This window comes from Fuscovulum ytuae (assembly GCF_029953595.1).
Taxonomy (GTDB): domain Bacteria; phylum Pseudomonadota; class Alphaproteobacteria; order Rhodobacterales; family Rhodobacteraceae; genus Paragemmobacter; species Paragemmobacter ytuae.
Window position 1 is genome coordinate 2709445 of sequence record NZ_CP124535.1, and the last position, 18131, is coordinate 2727575.

Below are 18131 nucleotides of genomic sequence, written 5' to 3' on the forward strand. Positions count from 1 at the left end.
GGATCATGGCAGACGATAAAACGGTTTCGGAAGATTTCGCCATTGAGGAGGGTCTGGAAGACCTCGCCGCGCTGGATGAGATTGAGGCAATTCGCGCCGAACGGGATGAGTTGCGTGATCGGTTCATGCGCGCCCTCGCAGATGCAGAAAATGCCCGCAAGCGCGGCGAACGCGATCGCCGCGAGGCCGAGCAATATGGCGGCAGCCGTCTCGCGCGGGATCTTTTGCCTGTCTATGACAATCTCAATCGCGCGCTGAACGCCGCCACCGATGAACAGAAGGCCGCCGCCGCCGCCCTGTTTGAAGGGGTACAACTCACCTTGCGTGAATTGACTAATGTCATGACACGGCATGGCGTGAAGCCCATAACGCCCAAGGTTGGCGACATGTTCGATCCGCAGAACCATGAGGCGATGTTCGAAGCACCTGTTCCCGGAACCAAGGCCGGGCAAATCATTCAAGTGATGACGGAGGGCTTCATGTTGCACGATCGGTTGCTGCGTCCGGCGCAAGTTGGTGTTTCCTCCAACACCGGCGCCTGATCAGCAGTCTGTCGCGCCCCGCCACGGTTTGATCCGTCAACGGGGCGCGGAAGACATCACTTTTTCTTCGGCGGCACAAAGCGCTTTGATGTATCGCGCGCATCTGCCTTCGGCTTTTCTGGCCGAGGTTTTGACGACGGCTTGGCAAAGCCACCGGTCCCGGGTTTGCCGCCTGCCTTTGCTCTGAAAGGTTTTGCCTCTGCGCCCGCATTGCGCGGAGCGTAGGGTTTCTTGCCATCGGTGCGCGCAGCGGGTTTTTGCGTCCCGTCAGGCCGTTCCTTCCGACCTTCTGCTGATTTCCATCCGCCGGTTTTGCCAGTAGGCCGTTCGGTTACCGCCCTGCCCTCGGCAGCATGGCTTTTGAACCCAGAGGCGCGGGCCGGACGATCCGGGCTGCCGCCATGCGATTTATAACCGGCAGACCGCGGACCACTACCTTCGTTCTTCCACCGGGGCTTGCGTTCACTGTCGTCGCGCCGCTCTTTGGGCGCATATTCGCTACCCTTGCTTGACCAATCTCCGCCCTCTCGTGGAGCCCGTTTAGTAGGTTCGGCCGCGCTCTGCGATGCAGCGCGAGGGCTGTAGGCCGGTTTGGCGCGAGGGGTGCGCTCCGCATCATCGCCCTTGTTTCGAGGTGCTGCTGCGTGCGGTTTGGGTCTGGTGACCGTGGGGGATTCGGGATGCCATTTTCCGCCCGAGCTGGGTGCCGTTTCTCCGACCAGCTTGTCTTCATCTTCCACGATCCGGGGCGGTTTGCCGGAATAACTTGGACGATCACCACGATCTTCGCGTGCCGGGCGGGGCGAGACGCGTCGTTCGGGCCGTTCGGTACGTTCGGGGCGGACAGGACGTTCGCGCGGTGACCGGTCCATGCTGGGTTCGCCTTCAAGGCGCGTCATCACCAACTCTGGCTCGATCTCCACCTCATTGCCAAAACGGTTGGCGAGGGGCGCTGCGATCTGAACGAAAGTCACCTCTTGTTGCACGCGAATCGCGCCGATGCCGTCCTTCGCGATGCCCCCGGTTTCACAAATCTTGGGCAGCAGCCAGCGTGCCTCTGCCCGCCGGGTATGGCCCACGGAAAGGCGGTACCACACGGATGGGCCAAAATCACCCTTCTCCCGCGGAGGCAGGGCAGCCGGGGGTGGCAGGCTATCTGATAGGACCTCAGGCGCGGACCGTCCCTCCCGCCAAAGGCGAACAAAGGCGGCAGCAACCTGTTCTGCGCCATATCGTTCAATGAGGGCAGCCCCCATCGATTCCTCATCCCCGGGCGGCAAACCAAGGGCGCTATGTTCCAACAAACGCATATCTTCACGCGCCTGAACTTCATCCGCGCCGGGGGCCTTGCCCCACTCTGCCTCTACCTTTGCACCTTGCAAAAGGCGCTGTGCCTTGCGGAATTCGGCGGGCGGAACGATCAGGGCAGATACACCTTTGCGCCCTGCGCGACCGGTGCGGCCAGACCTGTGCAGCAGCGTTTCCGAATTGGAGGGAAGGTCGGCATGAACCACAAGTTCCAACCCCGGCAGGTCGATCCCACGTGCGGCAACATCAGTGGCAATACATACCCGCGCCCGCCCATCGCGGAGCGCTTGCAGGGCATGCATGCGTTCTGACTGGCTCAGCTCACCCGATAGGGCGACGGCTTGAAAACCACGATTGGCCATCCGGGCGTAAAGGTGATTCACATTCGCGCGGGTCTTGCAGAAGACGATAGCCGTGCGCGCCTCGTAAAACCGCAGAAGATTGAAGATCGCATGTTCCCGGTCACGGGCCTGTACGGATAGGGCGCGATACTCGATGTCGACATGCTGCTTCGCCTCACCCTGCGCAACGATCCGCATCGCATCGTGCTGGAAAGTGCCGGCCAAACGTTCGATCTCTTTTGGAACGGTGGCGGAAAACATCAGGGTTCGACGGTCTTCCGGCGCGGCGGCAAGGATGAATTCAAGATCCTCGGCAAAGCCAAGATCGAGCATCTCATCTGCTTCGTCCAAGACGACGGCCTTGACGCCAGACAGATCTAGCGATCCGCGTTCAATATGGTCACGCAAGCGGCCCGGCGTCCCAACGACGACATGCGCACCACGTTCCAGCGCCCGCCGTTCGTTGCGATAATCCATCCCACCAACGCAAGAAGCCAGCATCGCACCCGCTTCGGCGTAAAGCCATTCGAATTCGCGCCGCACTTGCAGAGCGAGTTCGCGCGTCGGCGCAACGATCAGGGCAAGGGGTTTGTCTGCGAAAAGCAGACGGTCCTGCCCGGCAAGCACATCCTGCGCAATCGCAAGTCCGAAGGCGACTGTCTTACCGGATCCGGTTTGCGCGGAAACAAGAAGGTCCCTCGCTGCCAGCTCGTCACCAAGAACGGCTTCTTGAACGGCAGTCAGGCTATCATAGCCCTTGGCCGCCAATGCCGCAGCCAAGGGCGCGGCAATCATCATCTCTTTCATGTCTTTTCCCGAAGGGGCGGCCAATGCGCCCGTGAAGCACCAGTTATCGGCACCTCATTCCCCTTCGCAGGACCGGCCTCCCAAACCGCCGCCTGCCCCGGAATCCGCGGGCCGTAAGGGCGGGCATAGGGTAAAACGGCCCGCTTGTATACCCGCGTTAAAAGCGAAGGGCGTGCAGCAGGTCAAAGCGAACCTCTGGCTCACCGTCTGATTTGGCCGAAGCGGAGAGGATCGAAAGACCCGTCACAACATCTGACCGTGTGGTCGTAACCCCGCTGCCGGCATTTTCGACCGTCATGGCAATGTGCGCCATCGGACCGCGCAGCATAAGCGTTTCAGCGGTTTCAACCGCAAGAAGTGGGGTGATCGTCACAGGGACAAGTAGGGCAAGAGTGCGGATCATCATGGCATGGCTCCGGGTGAAATCGTCACGCCTTCAATTGCAAGGCCGGTGCCGGAGTTGTGCGCCCGGTCCGTAAGGAGGGAGGGAGACCCATTCTTCCGAAGGTATCTGGGATGGGGCGTAGGTCTCTTGACCCTGCGCGCACCGCCGCTAGGCTGCGCGCCAATTCAATGAATACCCTTGTCCGGAGCGAAACGCATGACCCAGCGCCTACACCTTGTCTTTGGCGGCGAACTGGTGACGCCTGAAAAGAACATCTTCAAGGACGTTAGCAAGATCCACATCGTGGGGATGTTCCCGGATTATGCATCGGCCTTTTCTGCCTGGAAGGCCGAAGCGCAGCGCACCGTTGATAATGCGCATATGCGATACTTCATTGCCCATATCCATCGCTTGAGGGATGAGGCACAGTCGGGTTCCGCAACCGAGGAACTGGGTGCCTGAGAGCCGCCCCCGTATGGCCTATTCCCTAGGGCTCACGCTTTATAATCTTGGAGGTCGACGCGACGCTGGACCGAGTGTGGAGCGTTTGCCAAGACCGCAGGGCCGACTGGTCTGGTTGCACGCGCCATCGGCCGAGTCGGCACGTGCTTTGTTGGAACTTGGCCGTAGATTGAAGGAAGAGGATGGCCTGCCCTTTCTTCTGACCTGTCCTGATCCCTTGCCGCAACGCAAAGGAACCTTGATCGAGTTGCCACCGCCCGACAACCCGCAGGATGTGCGCGCTTTCCTTGATCATTGGCGGCCAGACATTGCCATCCTGTCTGACGGCGAAATCCGTCCCGCCCTCGTTCATGAGGCGATCGAACGGAAGTTGCCGCTGATGATCGTCGCAGGAAGACAACCTTCGTTCCTGCGTGAACGGGATGGATGGTATCCCGGTCTCATGCGTGGACTTTTGGCGGAATTCCATGCCGTTCTGACAATTGACGAACCCTCTGCCCGCGCCTTTCGAAAGGCGGGGGCAACTCTTTCGGCTGTGGAGGTCACGGGCAAGCTCGAAGAGGAAAGCGCCGCCCTCCCCTGCCTTGAAGCAGAGCGCGACGCCCTGGCAAGGCAACTTGCTACGCGTCCTGTCTGGTTAGCGGCGGCACTGCCCGAAGCGGAAGAGCAAGCCGTGATTGCCGCCCACAGGGCAGCCCTAAGATTGGCGCACCGATTGTTGCTTATTGTGGTTCCCGCAGATCCTGCGCGAAGCCTTCCTTTGGCAGAGCGGATGGAGAAAGAGGAAGGTTGGACCGTTGCCCTGCGAGCCGAAGAACAGGAGCCAGACCCTGAAACGGAAGTTTATGTCGCGGACTCGGATCGTGAATTCGGGCTGTGGTATCGTCTTGCCCCGGTCACCTATCTTGGTGGCAGCCTCGCCGGGGACGGCTGCATCCGCGACCCGCTTGAGCCGGCAGCGTTAGGGTCGGCCATCTTATACGGTCCGCGGCCCGGACCTCATGGCGTTGTCTTTGGCCGCTTGGGTGCAGCGCGGGCGGCGCGGGCTGTAGGATCGGCTACGGATTTGGCCGAGGCATTGGGTGATCTGCTTTCGCCCGATCGGGCAGCACGCCTAGCGCAAGCGGCATGGGCTGTCGCATCAGATGGGGCCGAGGTTACGGATCGCGTTCTTACAAAGATCCGCAACATCATGGATGGGGAAGGCTGATGCGCCCGCCCGCCTTCTGGTACACCGCACCCGAACGACCCGCGTTTGTGGCAAGGCTATTGACGCCATTAGCCCTTGTTTATGCAGCAGCAACCGCCCGTCGATTGCGGCAGCAGGGGTATCGGGCAAAATGCCCCGTGATCTGCGTTGGCAATCTGAATGCAGGCGGAACCGGAAAGACGCCCACTGTTATCGCCTTGCTGGAAAGCTTTGCAGCACGTGGTGTTGTGGCACATGTCGTATCGCGCGGGTACGGTGGTCAGTTAGAGGGACCAGTCCAAGTTCAGGAGCGTTCGCATTCGCCGAAGGACGTGGGGGACGAACCTTTGCTTCTTGCCGCCTTTGCCCCCGTCTGGGTGGCAAAGGACCGTGCGGCAGCTGTGCGCGCGGCAGAGGCCGCGGGCGCGCAAGTCATTATCATGGATGATGGGTTTCAGAACCCGTCCGTCCAAAAGGACCTTAGCATCATTGTCGTTGATGCCCTGCGCGGCTTTGGGAATGGCCGCTGTCTTCCTGCCGGCCCCTTGCGTGAACCAGTGGAAATCGGTTTGCGTCGGGCCGATCTTTTAGTGTCGATAGGCGATGCGGCGGCACAGTCGTCCTTCGCGTCGCGCTGGGCTTTGCATGTGAAAGTGCCGCATTTGAAGGGTGAACTCGCCCCCTTGCAGATGGGAATGGATTGGACAGGGCTGCGCGTGATCGCCTTTGCCGGCATCGGACATCCTGAGAAGTTTTTTGCCACGCTGCGCGCCGAAGGCGTGGAACTTGTTCGGACGGTGCCTTTGGACGATCACCAGCCCCTGACAGACGCGCTTATGGGGCGGCTAGAATTAGAGGCAAAGACGATCGGTGCGCAGCTTGTGACCACGGAAAAGGACGCCGTGCGGCTGCCTGCTTCTTTTCGGCAGAAAGTTTTGACCTTGCCGGTCAGGTTGCGTTGGCAGGATGACAGCCCTTTGGTCGCAGCCTTGACCCAGCTTGGCCTTTAGGGAGTGACGTCTGCCTGATGTTCACCAAGCTTCGGCGCCGGGCGATCAAGGGAAAGGCTGGCGTCGGAAAAGGTGAAGGGCGATCGCACACCCGGAATCCCTTCGGGATCAAGGCGCATACCGCGGGCGATGACCTGAGGGTCCGAAAAAACCTCTGACAGATCATTGATCGGGCCTGCGGGCACACCTTGCGCTTCGCAAGCGGCAAGGAGATCGGCCTTCTTCCAACGCAAGGTCGCCTCTGTCAGTGCCTCTGTCAGCGGCGCGCGGTTGCGGATGCGGTCGGCGTTGGTCAGGTAGTCCGGCGCTTCGGCCAACGCATCAAGGCCCAGGATGGAACACAACTTGCGATATTGCCCATCATTCCCGGTGGCCAGAATGATCCAGCCGTCTGCGCAATCAAACACCGCATAGGGCGCAAGGTTCGGATGGGCGTTGCCCATCTTTGCCGGTGCCTCTCCAGTGGTAAGGTAGTTCATGTTCTGGTTCGCCATGATCGCCGTGGCGACATCCATCAAGGCCATGTCGATCTGCTGTCCCTTGCCTGTCACCCCGCGCTGGATAAGGGCGGCAAGGATCGCTGTCGCGGCATAAACCCCTGTAAATACATCGGTTACTGCAACACCGACCTTCTGGGGCTGGCCATCTGGTTCGCCCGTCACGCTCATCAATCCGGCCATGCCTTGGATGATGAAATCGTATCCTGCGCGGTGGGCATAGGGGCCGGTTTGGCCGAAGCCGGTGATGGAACAATAGATCAGACGGGGGTTCAACTTTTGCAGCGAAGGCCAGTCGAGGCCGTATTTGGCAAGGCCACCCACCTTGAAATTCTCGATCACCACATCGGCGTCGGCGACCAGTCGGCGCACCATTTCCTGCCCTTCAGGGGTGCGGAAATCGCAGATGACGGAACGCTTGCCGCGGTTCGTGGCATGAAAATAGGCGGCCGAGCGGTCACCGTCCCGATCGATGAAGGGAGGCCCCCAACGGCGGGTGTCATCGCCTTCTGGCGCTTCGACCTTGATAACGTCTGCACCAAGGTCAGCAAGCGTCTGACCGGCCCATGGACCGGCCAGAATCCTTGCAAGTTCAATGACTTTTATGCCTGCAAGGGGTGTGGCCATCTTACTCGGCCAGCTTGGCGTCGATGATGGACTTCATATCGGCAAAAGACATGTTGGAATGCTTTTCACCATCAATGATGAAGCTGGGGGTGCCTTCGATTCCGTCGGCCTCCATGTTCTTTTCGAAATGGGCGACCATCGCTTCGGCCTTAGCGCCGTCTTTCAAGCAGGAGTCGAGGGTGGCGTCGTCCAGACCGGCTGCTTTGCCGATGGTGCGGAGGTTGCCGACCACTACATTTGGGTCATTCGAGGCTGCCCACTCCTTCTGCTGGTCGAAGAGCATGTCGACGATGCCGAAATAGCGCATTTCGCCACCGCAGCGGGCGACCATGGCGGCCCAGAGGCCGTAGCGGTCGAAATACACCTCGCGGTAGGTGAACTGCACCTTGCCCGTGTCGATATATTCGGACTTGAGCTGTGGCCACACATTGGCGTGGAATGTCGCGCAATGCGGGCAGGTGAAAGAGGCATATTCCGTGATCTTCATCGGCGCATCGGCAGAACCCAATGAAAAGTCAGTGATTTCCACGGCGGGCGTGTCCGTCGCGGCAGCCTCTTGCGCACTGGCCGAGACAGGAAGCAGGGCGGCGATGGCAAGGGTTGCGGCGGTGGCGAGGGTCTTCAGCATGGGGTCTGCCTTTTCAGTTTCTGCGGCGAGTTAAGATGTTTTGGGCCAGCGCTTCAAGGGCCGCCCTTAGTCCGGGGTCCGTGATTGGGGCGGCTTTTTCGCGTGCCTCATCACCGATTTTCTGTGCCGCAAACTGTGCAGCATTCTGTGGCCACAGAAACTCGGCCTGTCCTTCGGAAAAGCCGGTCGCGGCGGTTTGTGTCAGGGTGATGCGCGAGATGGCGGCATAGCCGTAAACAGCATTCACCTTCTCGATCATCCGGGGAACTTGCATTTGCACCATGGGTGCATGGGCCGAGGCGACCAGAAGGGTTAGCGTCGCGCCAAGACCTTCGCGGCCATAGCCAATCTTCACGGGGCGGGTCATGCGGGCAAGGTCTTCGCCCACCACCTCGGGCCAATGGGTGAGAAGGCGGGCGACGGCAAAGCCCCTGCTTTCGGTGGCATGGCGGATCGGGTCACGCAGGAAGCCCGACGCGGCCTCAAACCCGCGCATGCGGCGGGCTGGATCAGGAGGGGGGAGGGGCTTGCGGGACATCTGTTCCTTCCGGGTGGCCCTTCGGCCCATGCCCGCTATTCTAGCGATGGGGCGCGGCGGTGCAAATGCGGGCGGGGCTGTGCGGGGAACAAAAGGCGTAAAGAATGCGTGACAGCGATGCGAGCGGTTTGTCCGATGTGCTGCTGGATTGGTACGACCGCCATGCGCGCGTTATGCCGTGGCGGGTGCCGCCTGAGGAAAAGAAGGCGGGCGTGAAGCCCGATCCTTACCGCGTCTGGCTTTCTGAAGTGATGCTGCAACAGACGACCGTGGCGGCGGTGCGGGATTATTTCCGTCGCTTCACCGACCGCTGGCCCACAGTGGCCAATCTGGCCGCAGCTGAGGATGCCGATGTGATGGGCGAATGGGCAGGCCTTGGCTATTACGCCCGTGCCCGCAACCTGTTGGCCTGTGCGCGGGCCGTGGTGCGGGATCATGGCGGGGTGTTTCCGGCAACGCGGGAGGGATTGCTGACCTTGCCGGGGATTGGCCCCTATACGGCATCGGCCATCGCCGCCATCGCGCATGACGAAGCGGCCACTGTGGTGGATGGGAATGTGGAGCGGGTGATGGCCCGGCTTTGGCTGGTGGAAGAGCCGCTGCCGGGCGCAAAAGCGGCACTAACACGGCTGGCAGAGCTTCTGACGCCTGCTGCGCGACCGGGGGATTATGCGCAGGCAGTGATGGATCTGGGGGCCACGATCTGCACACCGCGCAATCCAGCTTGCGGCATCTGCCCATGGCGCGACCCGTGCCGCGCCCGCGCTGAAGGGGTGCAGGCAAGCCTGCCGCGCAAATTGGAAAAGGCCGCGAAACCGGTGCGGCAGGGCGTGATATGGATCGCGCGCCGGGAAGATGGCGCATGGCTCGTGGAACGGCGGCCAGAGCGCGGGCTCTTGGGTGGGATGCTGGGCTTTCCGGGTTCCGATTGGGACGGTGGTGGCGGTGCGGAGCCTTTGGCGGCCGACTGGCAGGATATAGGCGAGGTTCGCCATACCTTTACGCATTTCCAACTTATCCTGCGCTGCTGCGTGGCGCGGGTCGGTAGCGGGGCGGATGCCGTGCGGGGGAATTTCCAGCCGCATGCGGAATTTCGGCCATCAGACCTGCCCACCGTGATGCGCAAGGCATTTGACCTAGCGGAAAGCGTCCTTTCGCCGTCTTGAGTGCTGGATGGCTGCGGCTATTCTGCCGCAAGTCCCTGTGATTGGTGTTCACGTCATGATCCCTGCTGTCGACATCGCCAAACCGACCCATGCCCTGCCCTTCTGGATGTCGCTGGCCCTTGTGCCAGTGGCAGTGCTTGGGGCGATGTGGGGTGGCTGGGCGACCCTGTTGCTGCCAGCTTCGACCTGGTGGTTGTTCATGCTTTTGGATCGGCTGACGGGGAAGGATGAGGAGAACCCCGATCCAACCACGCCAGAGGCGGTGCTGGGCTGGTATCGGTGGATCACCCTGATCTGGTTTCCAGTGCAGTTCGCGCTGCTGATCTGGCTGCTGTGGTATGTGCCGGGGGCGGCGCATCTGGGGCCGTGGGAGAAGGTGGGCGTCTTCTTCGGGATGGGCGTGGTTTCGGGGACGATCGGAATCAACTACGCCCATGAGTTGATGCACCAGAAATCAAAGGTGGAGCGGTGGTTGGCCGATCTTCTGTTGGCTTCGGTTCTTTACAGCCATTTCCGGTCTGAACATCTGCGGGTGCATCACGTCTGGGTTGGCACGCCGCGCGATCCGGTGACGGCGCGGTATAATGAGGGATTTCACCGGTTCTTCCCGCGCGTTCTGTGGCAATGCCGCAGGTCGGCCTGGTCGGCGGAGGTGGGGATGCTGCGCCGCAAGGGGCTGCCTTGGTGGAGCAGGATCAACCCCTATTGGCGATACTGGACCTTGCAGGGGGGGATGGTGCTGCTGGCGCTGGCCGTTGGTGGCTGGGTCGGGCTGGGGCTTTTTGTGGTGCAGGCCTTTGTCGCGGTGTGGCAGTTGGAGTTGGTGAATTACATCGAACATTACGGGCTGACGCGGTTGCATCTGGGGGATGGTCGGTACGAGCATGTGCTGCCGCGCCATTCTTGGAACAGCAGTTACAAGGCGTCGAACTGGCTTCTGATCAATTTGCAGCGGCATTCGGATCATCATTACAAGCCGGATCGGCGGTTCCCGCTGTTGCAGACCTATGGCGATGACGACGCGCCGGAATTGCCGCTGGGCTATCCGGTGATGACGATTGCGGCGATGATCCCGCCGGTGTGGAAGCGGATCATGAACCCGCGGGTGAAGGCATGGCGCAAGCGGTTTTACCCGGATGTCACGGATTGGAAGCCGTATAACAAGGGGCTGACGCCCCTGCCCGACAGATAGCAAAAAACGGAAAAGGCCCCGCCACGGACAAACGCGGCGGGGCAGTGGCGCCGCGGGCGGACCACGGCGCAGGCGTAACTTTTGCGGGGTGTTCGGATCAGTTCGGGCGGCCTTGGTCGCTGTCCATTTCGGCGCGGATCTGCTGACGGAGGATGTCGATGGGGATCATCTTGCCGTCGCGCTTGAAGTGCCAGTAGGTCCAACCGTTGCACGAGGGCGCGCCTTCGTAATGCGCGCCGACCTGATGGATGGACCCTTTGATATCGTTGCCGATCAGGGTGCCGTCGGCACGGACCTTTGCCTTGAAGCGGTTGCCGATGGAAAAGAGTTCCTCACCGGGCCGCAGCATGCCGCGTTCAACGACCTGACCGAAGGGGACGCGGGGTTCAGCGCGTTTGGAGCCGGTGATTTCAAGGGCGGAAGCGTCGAATTTGCGGATGCGCGAGAGGCGTTCGGTGGCAGCCTTGCGGTAGGCCTCTTCGCGTTCGATGCCGATGAAGTCGCGGCCCAGCATCTTGGCCACCGCGCCGGTGGTGCCTGTGCCGAAGAAGGGATCGAGGACCACATCGCCGGGATTGGTGGTGGCGATCAGGATGCGATGAAGCAGGGCTTCGGGCTTTTGGGTGGGGTGGGCCTTGTCGCCGTTTTCATCCTTGAGCCGTTCATGCCCGGTGCAAAGTGGGATGACCCAGTCCGACCGCATCTGCACGCCTTCGTTGAGGGCCTTTAGCGCCTCATAGTTGAAGGTGTATTTGGCGGCTTCGTCCCGGCTGGCCCAGATCAGGGTTTCGTGGGCATTCGTCAGACGTTTGCCCTTGAAATTGGGCATGGGGTTCGACTTGCGCCAGATGACATCGTTCAGCATCCAAAAGCCTGCGTCCTGCAAGGCGGTGCCGACGCGGAAGATGTTGTGATAGCTGCCGATGACCCAGATCGCGCCATTCGGTTTCAGCAGGCGACGCGCGGCCTTGAGCCAATCACGGGTGAACTGGTCATAGGCTGCGAAACTGCTGAACTGATCCCAGTGGTCATTGACGGCGTCGACCTTGGAATTGTCGGGGCGGTGAAGATCGCCCTTCAGTTGCAGGTTATAGGGCGGATCGGCGAAGATCAGGTCGACGGAGCCTGCGGGCAGGCTGTTCATCACATCAATGCAGTCACCAGCAAGGATCTGGTTGAGGGGCAGGGATGCCGCCTCGGCCTTGGTCTTGTTCGTCATGTCTGCCTCTGTCGTCGGCCCGTTTTGGTGCCGTTCTTGTTGCCGACAAAGATGATTCAGAGGTGATTCGGCGTCAAATTCTTTTTTGAATCAACGGGTTATAGAATGTTCTTGATACAAGATATTGTGGACGGGCTTGAACGAACGCCTATGGTGTGGGGTTATTCCAAAATCTAGAAGCGCCCGAAGATGGGCGGGAGTCGGGTAACCAGCGTTAACTTCCCAGCCATAACCGGGAAATTGTTGCGCCAAATCCACCATGATCCGGTCACGTGTGACCTTTGCCACAATGGATGCAGCCGCGATGGAGAGAGAACGGGCATCGCCTTTGACCACCGCTTCGGCACTGCAACCGATGCCTTTCGGGATCATGTTGCCGTCGATGAGAGCATGATCTGGAAAGGTTGCCAGACCCTTTACAGCCCGTTCCATGGCCAGATGGCTGGCGCGGAGGATGTTGAGTTCGTCGATTTCCGCCACCGATGCATGGGCAATGGAGACATCGGCCACGGCCATGATGGCGCCGAAAAGGGCGTTGCGCCGCGTCTCGGTCAGGGTCTTTGAATCGTTCAGCCCATCGGGGATGCGGGCCGGGTCGAGGCGCACGGCGGCGGCGGTGACGGGGCCGGCAAGGGGGCCGCGGCCCACCTCATCGACGCCCACGACGCAGGCATGGCCACAGGAGAAGGCGGCGGTTTCGAAGGTGAAGTCGGGGCGGGTTTTCGGCGGCATCCTTGGGACGTAGCGGATGCATGGCTTTGGGGGAAGGGTGGAAAAGGGTGGGGGTGGGGGCTGCTCACCCCCCCACCCCCGAAGGCGGGCGCGGGTCTGGCAAGGATGACCCGCGCCCTTGTGGCTACCCGGCGGTCAATACCGGGCGCCTTCTACCCGGAAGCCAGCCTCACGCAGGCATTGATCCGAGTAGATGCGATCACGCTGCCCGTAGATGCGCGCCGAGCGGGCGCAGTACTGCGGCAGGCGGTAGTCAAAGCCCTGTTGGCGCAGGCAGTTTTCGCCATAGACGATGGCGGTGCCAGATTGGCCGCTGATTTCGATGGCGCAGACTGATGGCACGCGGGGGTGGCGCGCAGGGCGAGGTTGGTGGCCGTGCTTGGGTTCCTGCGGGGCATACTGGTATTGCTGCTGACCCCGGTTGCGATTGGCCTGGCTGGCGATGATGCCGACGATGGCAAGCGCTGCCAGTGCCTTGGCCAGATCGTCATTATCGGCACGTGCGGGAATGGATGTGCCGACCAAAAGGCCCAGCGCGGTGGCCGCCGCAGCAACGGTTGCGGCAAGACGGCGACCGATGCGGCGACGATCTTCGCCGCGCGGCCGCGGCAGGCTGGCGGTGATGTGGACGGTTTCGGCAAGGGTTTCGGAGCGTGTCATCTTGGCCTCCGTTGTGGGATGGGCGGATCGGATCGGGCTGATGATCCGGGATAGGCCAAGGCTGGGGCCGATGGGGCCGGACAGGCAATAACGCGGGATTGTTATGGGATAACGGCGGCATAAACCCTTTTCCCGCGCCTCTGTCATTGCCTAGCGGGCGGGGTGCGGGCAGAGTGCAGGGCATAAACGGAGGTCGTTGTGATGAAGCGCCTTTTCCTTGCCGTGGCAGCGGTGCTGGCCCTTGGGCAGCAGGCTTCTGCCGAATGCTATGCCGATTACAAGGCAAAGCAGGACGATCCCTTGCGCCTGCATTATGGGGTGGCACAGGTCAGTGATGGGGCCTGTGGGGCTGGCCCTGGCGCGGCCGAGGGGGAACTTGCCCCGCGTCTTGCGGCGGGCGGGTGGACCCTGTTGAACGTGCTGTCGGTCTTTGGGCCAGAGGGGCTGGGAGAAAGGAAATCGAGTGCAGGAGAATACTTCCTCCGCTTCTGAGAGCCTGAAGGCGGGCAACCGCGTCGTTGCCGGGGGGATCGTGGCGATTGTCACGATCTTGCTGGGGGCGGCGGTGTTTTTGTTCATGAACCTGCCCGACGCCAATGCCTTCAATGCCAAGGTGGAACGGTTGTTCGTCGAGAATGACGATCTGACCAGTTTCGCCGATATCAAGCTGTTGGAAATCTTGGCCCAATCGGGCACGGCCTTTTCTGAAGTGCTGGCGTCCTATCGGATGGTGATCTTTGTTTTGCTGGTCTTTGCCACTGCCCTGATGGTGGCGGCGCTGGTGTTTTTGGTGACGATCATCGCGCTGAACCGGCGCATTTCGGCCATCCAGCGGTCGGGGATACAGGTGGCGAGCCTGCTGATCAGCCGTGAGGGGCGGGCCGTCTATATCAATGATATGGAGTTCCAGTTGACCGAAGCGGCGCTGGAAACGCTGGCCGTGCTGGCCGAGGCGCGGATGGATGACGAGGTCCTGACGGGTGCGCAGATCGAGGCGGTGATTTCGGGCCGCAGCGAGGCGGATTGCGATGAGGCCGCCGGGGCGACGCGGGTAAAGCGGCTGCGGGATGCGCTGGGCAATCAGTTGGTGAGCGAACTTTTGGTCAAGACGATCGCGCGGCGGGGCTATGTGCTGGCGGTGGGGAAGGATGCGATCCGGATGGTCTAAGGGCCTGAGGACGCTGGATTAATCTGCCATTTTCGCCACAATCGGTTGTGCCCTGTTTTGTGCCGGGATTTGTGCAGCATTCTGTGGCCACGCGCGGCGGGTTTTCGGGGCGTTAAGGATTGCGGACGAATCGCTTGGCGGCTGGCGGCCGGGGGCTGTCTGCCCCCGGACCCCCGAGAGTATTTTTTCCAAGATGAAGCTGGGGGGAAGATTAAAGGAAACCGATCCAGCGGCCCGCGAGCAGGACGCCGAGCCAGAGCGATGCTGACACTATCGCCATGAGGCGCAGCGCGGGCGGGGGGGAAGCCCCCGACAGCACCTGCGCCCATGCCCGGCTGCGGGTGACGAGGGCGGCGTTCAGGAGGGCTGCGGCAAGGAGGGCGAGCTTGATCTGAAAGGCGGGGTTGGTGGCGTATTCGGTGGGATTGGTCGTGAAGAGGGCCACCCCTGTGAGGAGCGCAAGAGTCAGTCCCAGAAGGGCCATGCCGCGCAGGAGGGGGGCGATGATGGGAAGAGGCGTGCGGGGGAAGGCGCCGGCAAGGCGCAGGTCCAGCGGCAGGATCGCCCCGATCAGAAGCGCGAGGCCAAGGATATGGGTCGCATTCACCAGCAGATAGGCCGTGCCTGACCCGCGCAGGAGGCTAGCGAGGGGCAGGGCGGCGATGGTGTCGAGCATCAGCTGTCGATGCGTTCGGGGTAGAAATCGTGGTTCGTGCCGTTCAGCGTGATGCGGACGGCCTTCATCACCGCGCTGCCATCCAAGGCGCGGTTGCCAAGGATGGTAACGGACTCGCCCGGTTTGGCCGTGCCTTCGACAAAGCCCGCGCTTTGGGTGCGGCGAGGATTGCCCAATTCGATGGTCCATTCGCGGCCTTCGGCATCGGTCACCGTCAGTTCGGGATGCGGTGGGGCAAGGGAGATGGCAGTGATGGTGGCCTTGAGGATGGTTTCCTCGGCCTCGGCCCAGTTCCAGCCGTGATGGGCGAAGATGGGCGTTGCGAGCGTGACAGAAGCCCCTGCGAGGGCGGACGCAAGGAGGAGGGCGCGGAAGGAGGCGGGTTTCTTCATCGGCGGCACCTTTCTTGGGTTGTTCCTGCGCAGCTAGGGTTGGGTTGCCCGCGCGCCAAGGGGGATCACCGGATGGTGAGGCTGCGTGGCCGTGTCATGGTGGTGTCATGTGGGGGTCTTACGGGGCTTGCGCAGGGGGGGGTATGGACCTAAATACCCCCGCTCTTGTTTCCCTTTGGTCCCGGGGGGGATTTCGTGATGATCCAGACGCCTTTCTATCTGATCGACCGCGCGAAGCTGGCGCGGAATATGGCCGTGATGGATGAGTTGCGCGACGGGTCGGGGGCGAAGGTTCTGCTGGCGCTGAAATGCTTTGCCACTTGGCCGGTGTTCGACCAGATGCGCGAACATATGGATGGCACCACGTCGTCGAGCCTTTATGAGCTGCGACTGGGGCGTGAGAAGTTCGGCAAGGAGACACATGCCTATTCAGTGGCATGGCCGGAGCAAGAGATCGCGGAAGCGGTGGGCTATGCCGACAAGATCATCTTCAATTCGGTGGGCCAGTTGGAGCGGTTCGACAACCAGTCGGCCAGCATTGCGCGGGGGCTGCGGCTGAACCCGCGGTTTTCCACCAGCGGTTTCGATCTGGCCGATCCGGCGCGGCCCTTTAGCCGTCTGGGCGAATGGGATGCCGGGAAGATCGAGCGGGTGATGGATCGGGTTTCCGGGTTCATGATCCACTACAATTGCGAGAATGCGGATTTCGATCTGTTCGACCGGCAACTGACCCGGATCGAAGAGGAGTTCGGCGGCCTTCTGGCGCGGTTGACATGGGTGAGCCTTGGTGGCGGCATCCATTTCACCGGCGAGGGCTATCCGGTGGCCAAGCTGGCGGCGCGGTTGAAGGCGTTTTCGGATCGGTTCGGGGTGCAGGTCTATCTGGAACCGGGGGAGGCGGCGATCACGGGGGCGGCAAGCCTTGAGGTGACGGTGCTGGACATCCTGAACAACGGCAAGGACCTTGCTATCGTTGATAGCAGTGTGGAGGCGCATATGCTTGACCTTCTCATCTATCGGCAGGCGGGGAAGATGGAGGTCGCGGGGGATCATCCTTACATGATCTGCGGCAAGTCCTGTCTGGCGGGGGATATCTTTGGCGAGTTCAACTTTCCCGCGCCATTGACTGTGGGCGACCGACTGAGCATCGCAGATGCGGCGGGTTACACGATGGTCAAGAAGAACTGGTTCAACGGGGTGAAGATGCCGAGCATCGTCATCAAGGAGTTGGACGGGTCGATGACCGTGGCGCGGGAATTCGGCTATGCCGATTTTGCCGGGAACCTTGGCTGAAACCTTGGCTGAAATTGCCGGATCTTCCGGCCCTTCCTGAAGGGGGTGTTTTACCATGAAACGCAACGTGTTGATCATTGGCGCAGGTGGCGTGGCGCAGGTCGTGGCGCATAAATGCGCGCAAAACAACGATCGGCTGGGCGATCTGCATATCGCGTCGCGGACCGTGGCGAAATGCGAGGCGATCATTGCGTCGGTGCAGGAAAAGGGTGCGATGAAGGTGCCGGGCGTCTTTGCCGCCCATGCCGTTGATGCGATGGACAGCGCGGCGGTGGCGGGGTTGATCCGTCAGCTGGGGGTGGAGATCGTCATCAATGTCGGCTCGGCCTTTGTGAACATGCCCGTGCTGGAGGCCTGTATCGAGACGGGCGTGGCCTATATGGACACGGCAATTCACGAAGACCCCGGCAAGATCTGCGAGACGCCGCCGTGGTATGGGAATTACGAATGGAAGCGCCGCGATCGGTGCAAGGCGGCGGGGGTGACCGCGATCCTTGGCGTGGGGTTTGACCCCGGCGTGGTGAACGCTTGGGCGCGGGTGGCGGAGGATGAATTCCTCGACGAGATCACGTCGATCGATATCGTCGATATCAATGCCGGGTCGCATGGGAAGTATTTCGCGACGAACTTTGACCCTGAGATCAACTTTCGCGAGTTTACGGGGACGGTTTATTCCTGGCAGGGCGGGGCGTGGCAGTCGAACCGGATGTTCGAGGTGGGCCGCGTTTGGGATATGCCTGTGGTGGGGGAGCAGAAGGCCTATCTTACCGGGCATGATGAGGTGCATTCCCTGTCGGCCCGGTATCCGGGGGCGGATGTGCGGTTCTGGATGGGGTTTGGCGACCATTACATCAACGTCTTCACGGTGCTGAAGAACCTTGGCCTGTTGTCGGAGAAACCGGTGCGGACGGCCGAGGGGCTGGAGGTGGTGCCGTTGAAGGTGGTGAAGGCGGTGTTGCCGGATCCGGCGTCGCTGGCCCCCGGTTATTCGGGGAAGACCTGCATTGCCACCATCGCGAAGGGGGTCAAGGACGGCAAGCCTGCGGAGGTGATGCTGTATAACGTGGCCGATCACAAGGAAGCCTTCGAGGAGGTCGGCTCGCAGGGGATTTCCTATACCGCCGGGGTGCCGCCGGTGGCGGCGGCGCTGCTGGTGGCGGAAGGTGTATGGGATGTGGGGACTATGGTGAATGTGGAGGCGTTGGACCCGAAGCCCTTCATGAACCTTCTGAATGTCATGGGTCTGCCGAACCGGGTGAAGGATGCGGGCGGCGACCGGGAACTGGCGTTCTGATTTCT

Annotated in this window: 20 protein-coding genes; 10 read left to right on the forward strand and 10 right to left on the reverse strand. The window is 61.4% G+C overall.

Annotated elements, in window-relative coordinates:
• Nucleotides 1-5: 5 nt before the first annotated feature.
• A complete protein-coding gene (locus tag QF092_RS13045; protein WP_281464329.1) occupies nt 6-542 on the forward strand; it encodes a nucleotide exchange factor GrpE in 537 nt (178 codons plus the stop codon).
• 56 nt (nt 543-598) lie between these two features.
• Here the strand turns inward: QF092_RS13045 and QF092_RS13050 are convergent, their stop codons facing one another.
• Nucleotides 599-2998 carry a DEAD/DEAH box helicase gene (locus QF092_RS13050; RefSeq protein WP_281464330.1) on the reverse strand — a complete coding sequence of 800 codons (2400 nt, stop codon included), beginning with the start codon at nt 2996-2998 and terminating at the stop codon, nt 599-601.
• Between the two features lie 157 nt (nt 2999-3155).
• On the reverse strand, nt 3156-3404 hold the full coding sequence (locus QF092_RS13055) for a hypothetical protein (RefSeq protein WP_281464331.1): 249 nt from the start codon (nt 3402-3404) through the stop codon (nt 3156-3158).
• Nucleotides 3405-3599: 195 nt separating this feature from the next.
• Between QF092_RS13055 and QF092_RS13060 the strand changes: the two genes are divergently transcribed.
• Genes QF092_RS13060 through lpxK form a run of 3 tightly spaced genes read left to right on the forward strand, consistent with a single transcriptional unit; the run spans nt 3600 to nt 6044 of the window.
• A complete protein-coding gene (locus tag QF092_RS13060; protein WP_281464332.1) occupies nt 3600-3845 on the forward strand; it encodes a DUF4170 domain-containing protein in 246 nt (81 codons plus the stop codon).
• A gap of 13 nt (nt 3846-3858) precedes the next feature.
• Nucleotides 3859-5055, forward strand: a complete 1197-nt coding sequence (locus QF092_RS13065) for a 3-deoxy-D-manno-octulosonic acid transferase (RefSeq protein ID WP_420026543.1) — start codon at nt 3859-3861, stop codon at nt 5053-5055.
• Nucleotides 5055-6044: a tetraacyldisaccharide 4'-kinase gene (gene lpxK / locus QF092_RS13070; protein WP_281464334.1), complete on the forward strand. Its 990-nt coding sequence runs from the start codon at nt 5055-5057 to the stop codon at nt 6042-6044. Before QF092_RS13065 ends, lpxK begins: the two co-directional genes overlap by 1 nt.
• On the opposite strand, the gene QF092_RS13075 is transcribed toward lpxK, so the two are convergent.
• The 3 genes from QF092_RS13075 to QF092_RS13085 are packed head-to-tail and all read right to left on the reverse strand — an operon-like array spanning nt 6041 to nt 8334.
• Nucleotides 6041-7168, reverse strand: a complete 1128-nt coding sequence (locus QF092_RS13075; RefSeq protein WP_281464335.1) for a CaiB/BaiF CoA transferase family protein — start codon at nt 7166-7168, stop codon at nt 6041-6043. The genes lpxK and QF092_RS13075 overlap by 4 nt on opposite strands.
• A gap of 1 nt (nt 7169) precedes the next feature.
• Nucleotides 7170-7796: a DsbA family protein gene (locus QF092_RS13080; protein WP_281464336.1), complete on the reverse strand. Its 627-nt coding sequence runs from the start codon at nt 7794-7796 to the stop codon at nt 7170-7172.
• Nucleotides 7797-7809: 13 nt separating this feature from the next.
• Nucleotides 7810-8334, reverse strand: a complete 525-nt coding sequence (locus QF092_RS13085; RefSeq protein WP_281464337.1) for a DUF721 domain-containing protein — start codon at nt 8332-8334, stop codon at nt 7810-7812.
• A 104-nt stretch (nt 8335-8438) separates the two neighbouring features.
• Here QF092_RS13085 and mutY point away from each other — a divergent pair, with 104 nt between their 5' ends.
• Together mutY and QF092_RS13095 are read left to right on the forward strand one after the other, a co-directional pair.
• Nucleotides 8439-9500, forward strand: coding sequence for an A/G-specific adenine glycosylase (mutY, locus tag QF092_RS13090; protein ID WP_281464338.1), 1062 nt, complete (start codon nt 8439-8441; stop codon nt 9498-9500).
• Between the two features lie 55 nt (nt 9501-9555).
• Nucleotides 9556-10692: an alkane 1-monooxygenase gene (locus QF092_RS13095; protein WP_281464339.1), complete on the forward strand. Its 1137-nt coding sequence runs from the start codon at nt 9556-9558 to the stop codon at nt 10690-10692.
• Nucleotides 10693-10789: 97 nt separating this feature from the next.
• On the opposite strand, the gene QF092_RS13100 is transcribed toward QF092_RS13095, so the two are convergent.
• From QF092_RS13100 to QF092_RS13110, 3 genes are all read right to left on the reverse strand, one after another.
• On the reverse strand, nt 10790-11911 hold the full coding sequence (locus tag QF092_RS13100; RefSeq protein ID WP_281464340.1) for a site-specific DNA-methyltransferase: 1122 nt from the start codon (nt 11909-11911) through the stop codon (nt 10790-10792).
• Between the two features lie 90 nt (nt 11912-12001).
• Nucleotides 12002-12643: a ribonuclease HII gene (locus tag QF092_RS13105; protein ID WP_281464341.1), complete on the reverse strand. Its 642-nt coding sequence runs from the start codon at nt 12641-12643 to the stop codon at nt 12002-12004.
• Between the two features lie 135 nt (nt 12644-12778).
• Nucleotides 12779-13303 carry a hypothetical protein gene (locus QF092_RS13110; RefSeq protein ID WP_281464342.1) on the reverse strand — a complete coding sequence of 175 codons (525 nt, stop codon included), beginning with the start codon at nt 13301-13303 and terminating at the stop codon, nt 12779-12781.
• Nucleotides 13304-13504: 201 nt separating this feature from the next.
• On the opposite strand from QF092_RS13110, the gene QF092_RS13115 reads away from it, so the two are divergent.
• Nucleotides 13505-13795: a hypothetical protein gene (locus QF092_RS13115; RefSeq protein ID WP_281464343.1), complete on the forward strand. Its 291-nt coding sequence runs from the start codon at nt 13505-13507 to the stop codon at nt 13793-13795.
• Complete coding sequence (locus QF092_RS13120; RefSeq protein ID WP_281464344.1) at nt 13767-14471, forward strand: winged helix-turn-helix domain-containing protein; 705 nt, start codon at nt 13767-13769, stop codon at nt 14469-14471. The genes QF092_RS13115 and QF092_RS13120 overlap by 29 nt, the downstream gene beginning before the upstream one ends.
• 211 nt (nt 14472-14682) lie before the next feature.
• Here the strand turns inward: QF092_RS13120 and QF092_RS13125 are convergent, their stop codons facing one another.
• Both QF092_RS13125 and QF092_RS13130 read right to left on the reverse strand, forming a co-directional pair.
• On the reverse strand, nt 14683-15147 hold the full coding sequence (locus QF092_RS13125; RefSeq protein ID WP_281464345.1) for a DUF6644 family protein: 465 nt from the start codon (nt 15145-15147) through the stop codon (nt 14683-14685).
• A complete protein-coding gene (locus tag QF092_RS13130) occupies nt 15147-15539 on the reverse strand; it encodes a DUF6152 family protein (RefSeq protein WP_281464347.1) in 393 nt (130 codons plus the stop codon). Before QF092_RS13130 ends, QF092_RS13125 begins: the two co-directional genes overlap by 1 nt.
• Nucleotides 15540-15737: 198 nt before the next feature.
• On the opposite strand from QF092_RS13130, the gene QF092_RS13135 reads away from it, so the two are divergent.
• Both QF092_RS13135 and QF092_RS13140 read left to right on the forward strand, forming a co-directional pair.
• Complete coding sequence (locus tag QF092_RS13135; protein WP_281464349.1) at nt 15738-16832, forward strand: carboxynorspermidine decarboxylase; 1095 nt, start codon at nt 15738-15740, stop codon at nt 16830-16832.
• A gap of 55 nt (nt 16833-16887) precedes the next feature.
• On the forward strand, nt 16888-18126 hold the full coding sequence (locus QF092_RS13140; RefSeq protein WP_281464351.1) for a saccharopine dehydrogenase family protein: 1239 nt from the start codon (nt 16888-16890) through the stop codon (nt 18124-18126).
• The last annotated feature ends 5 nt before the right edge of the window (nt 18127-18131 follow it).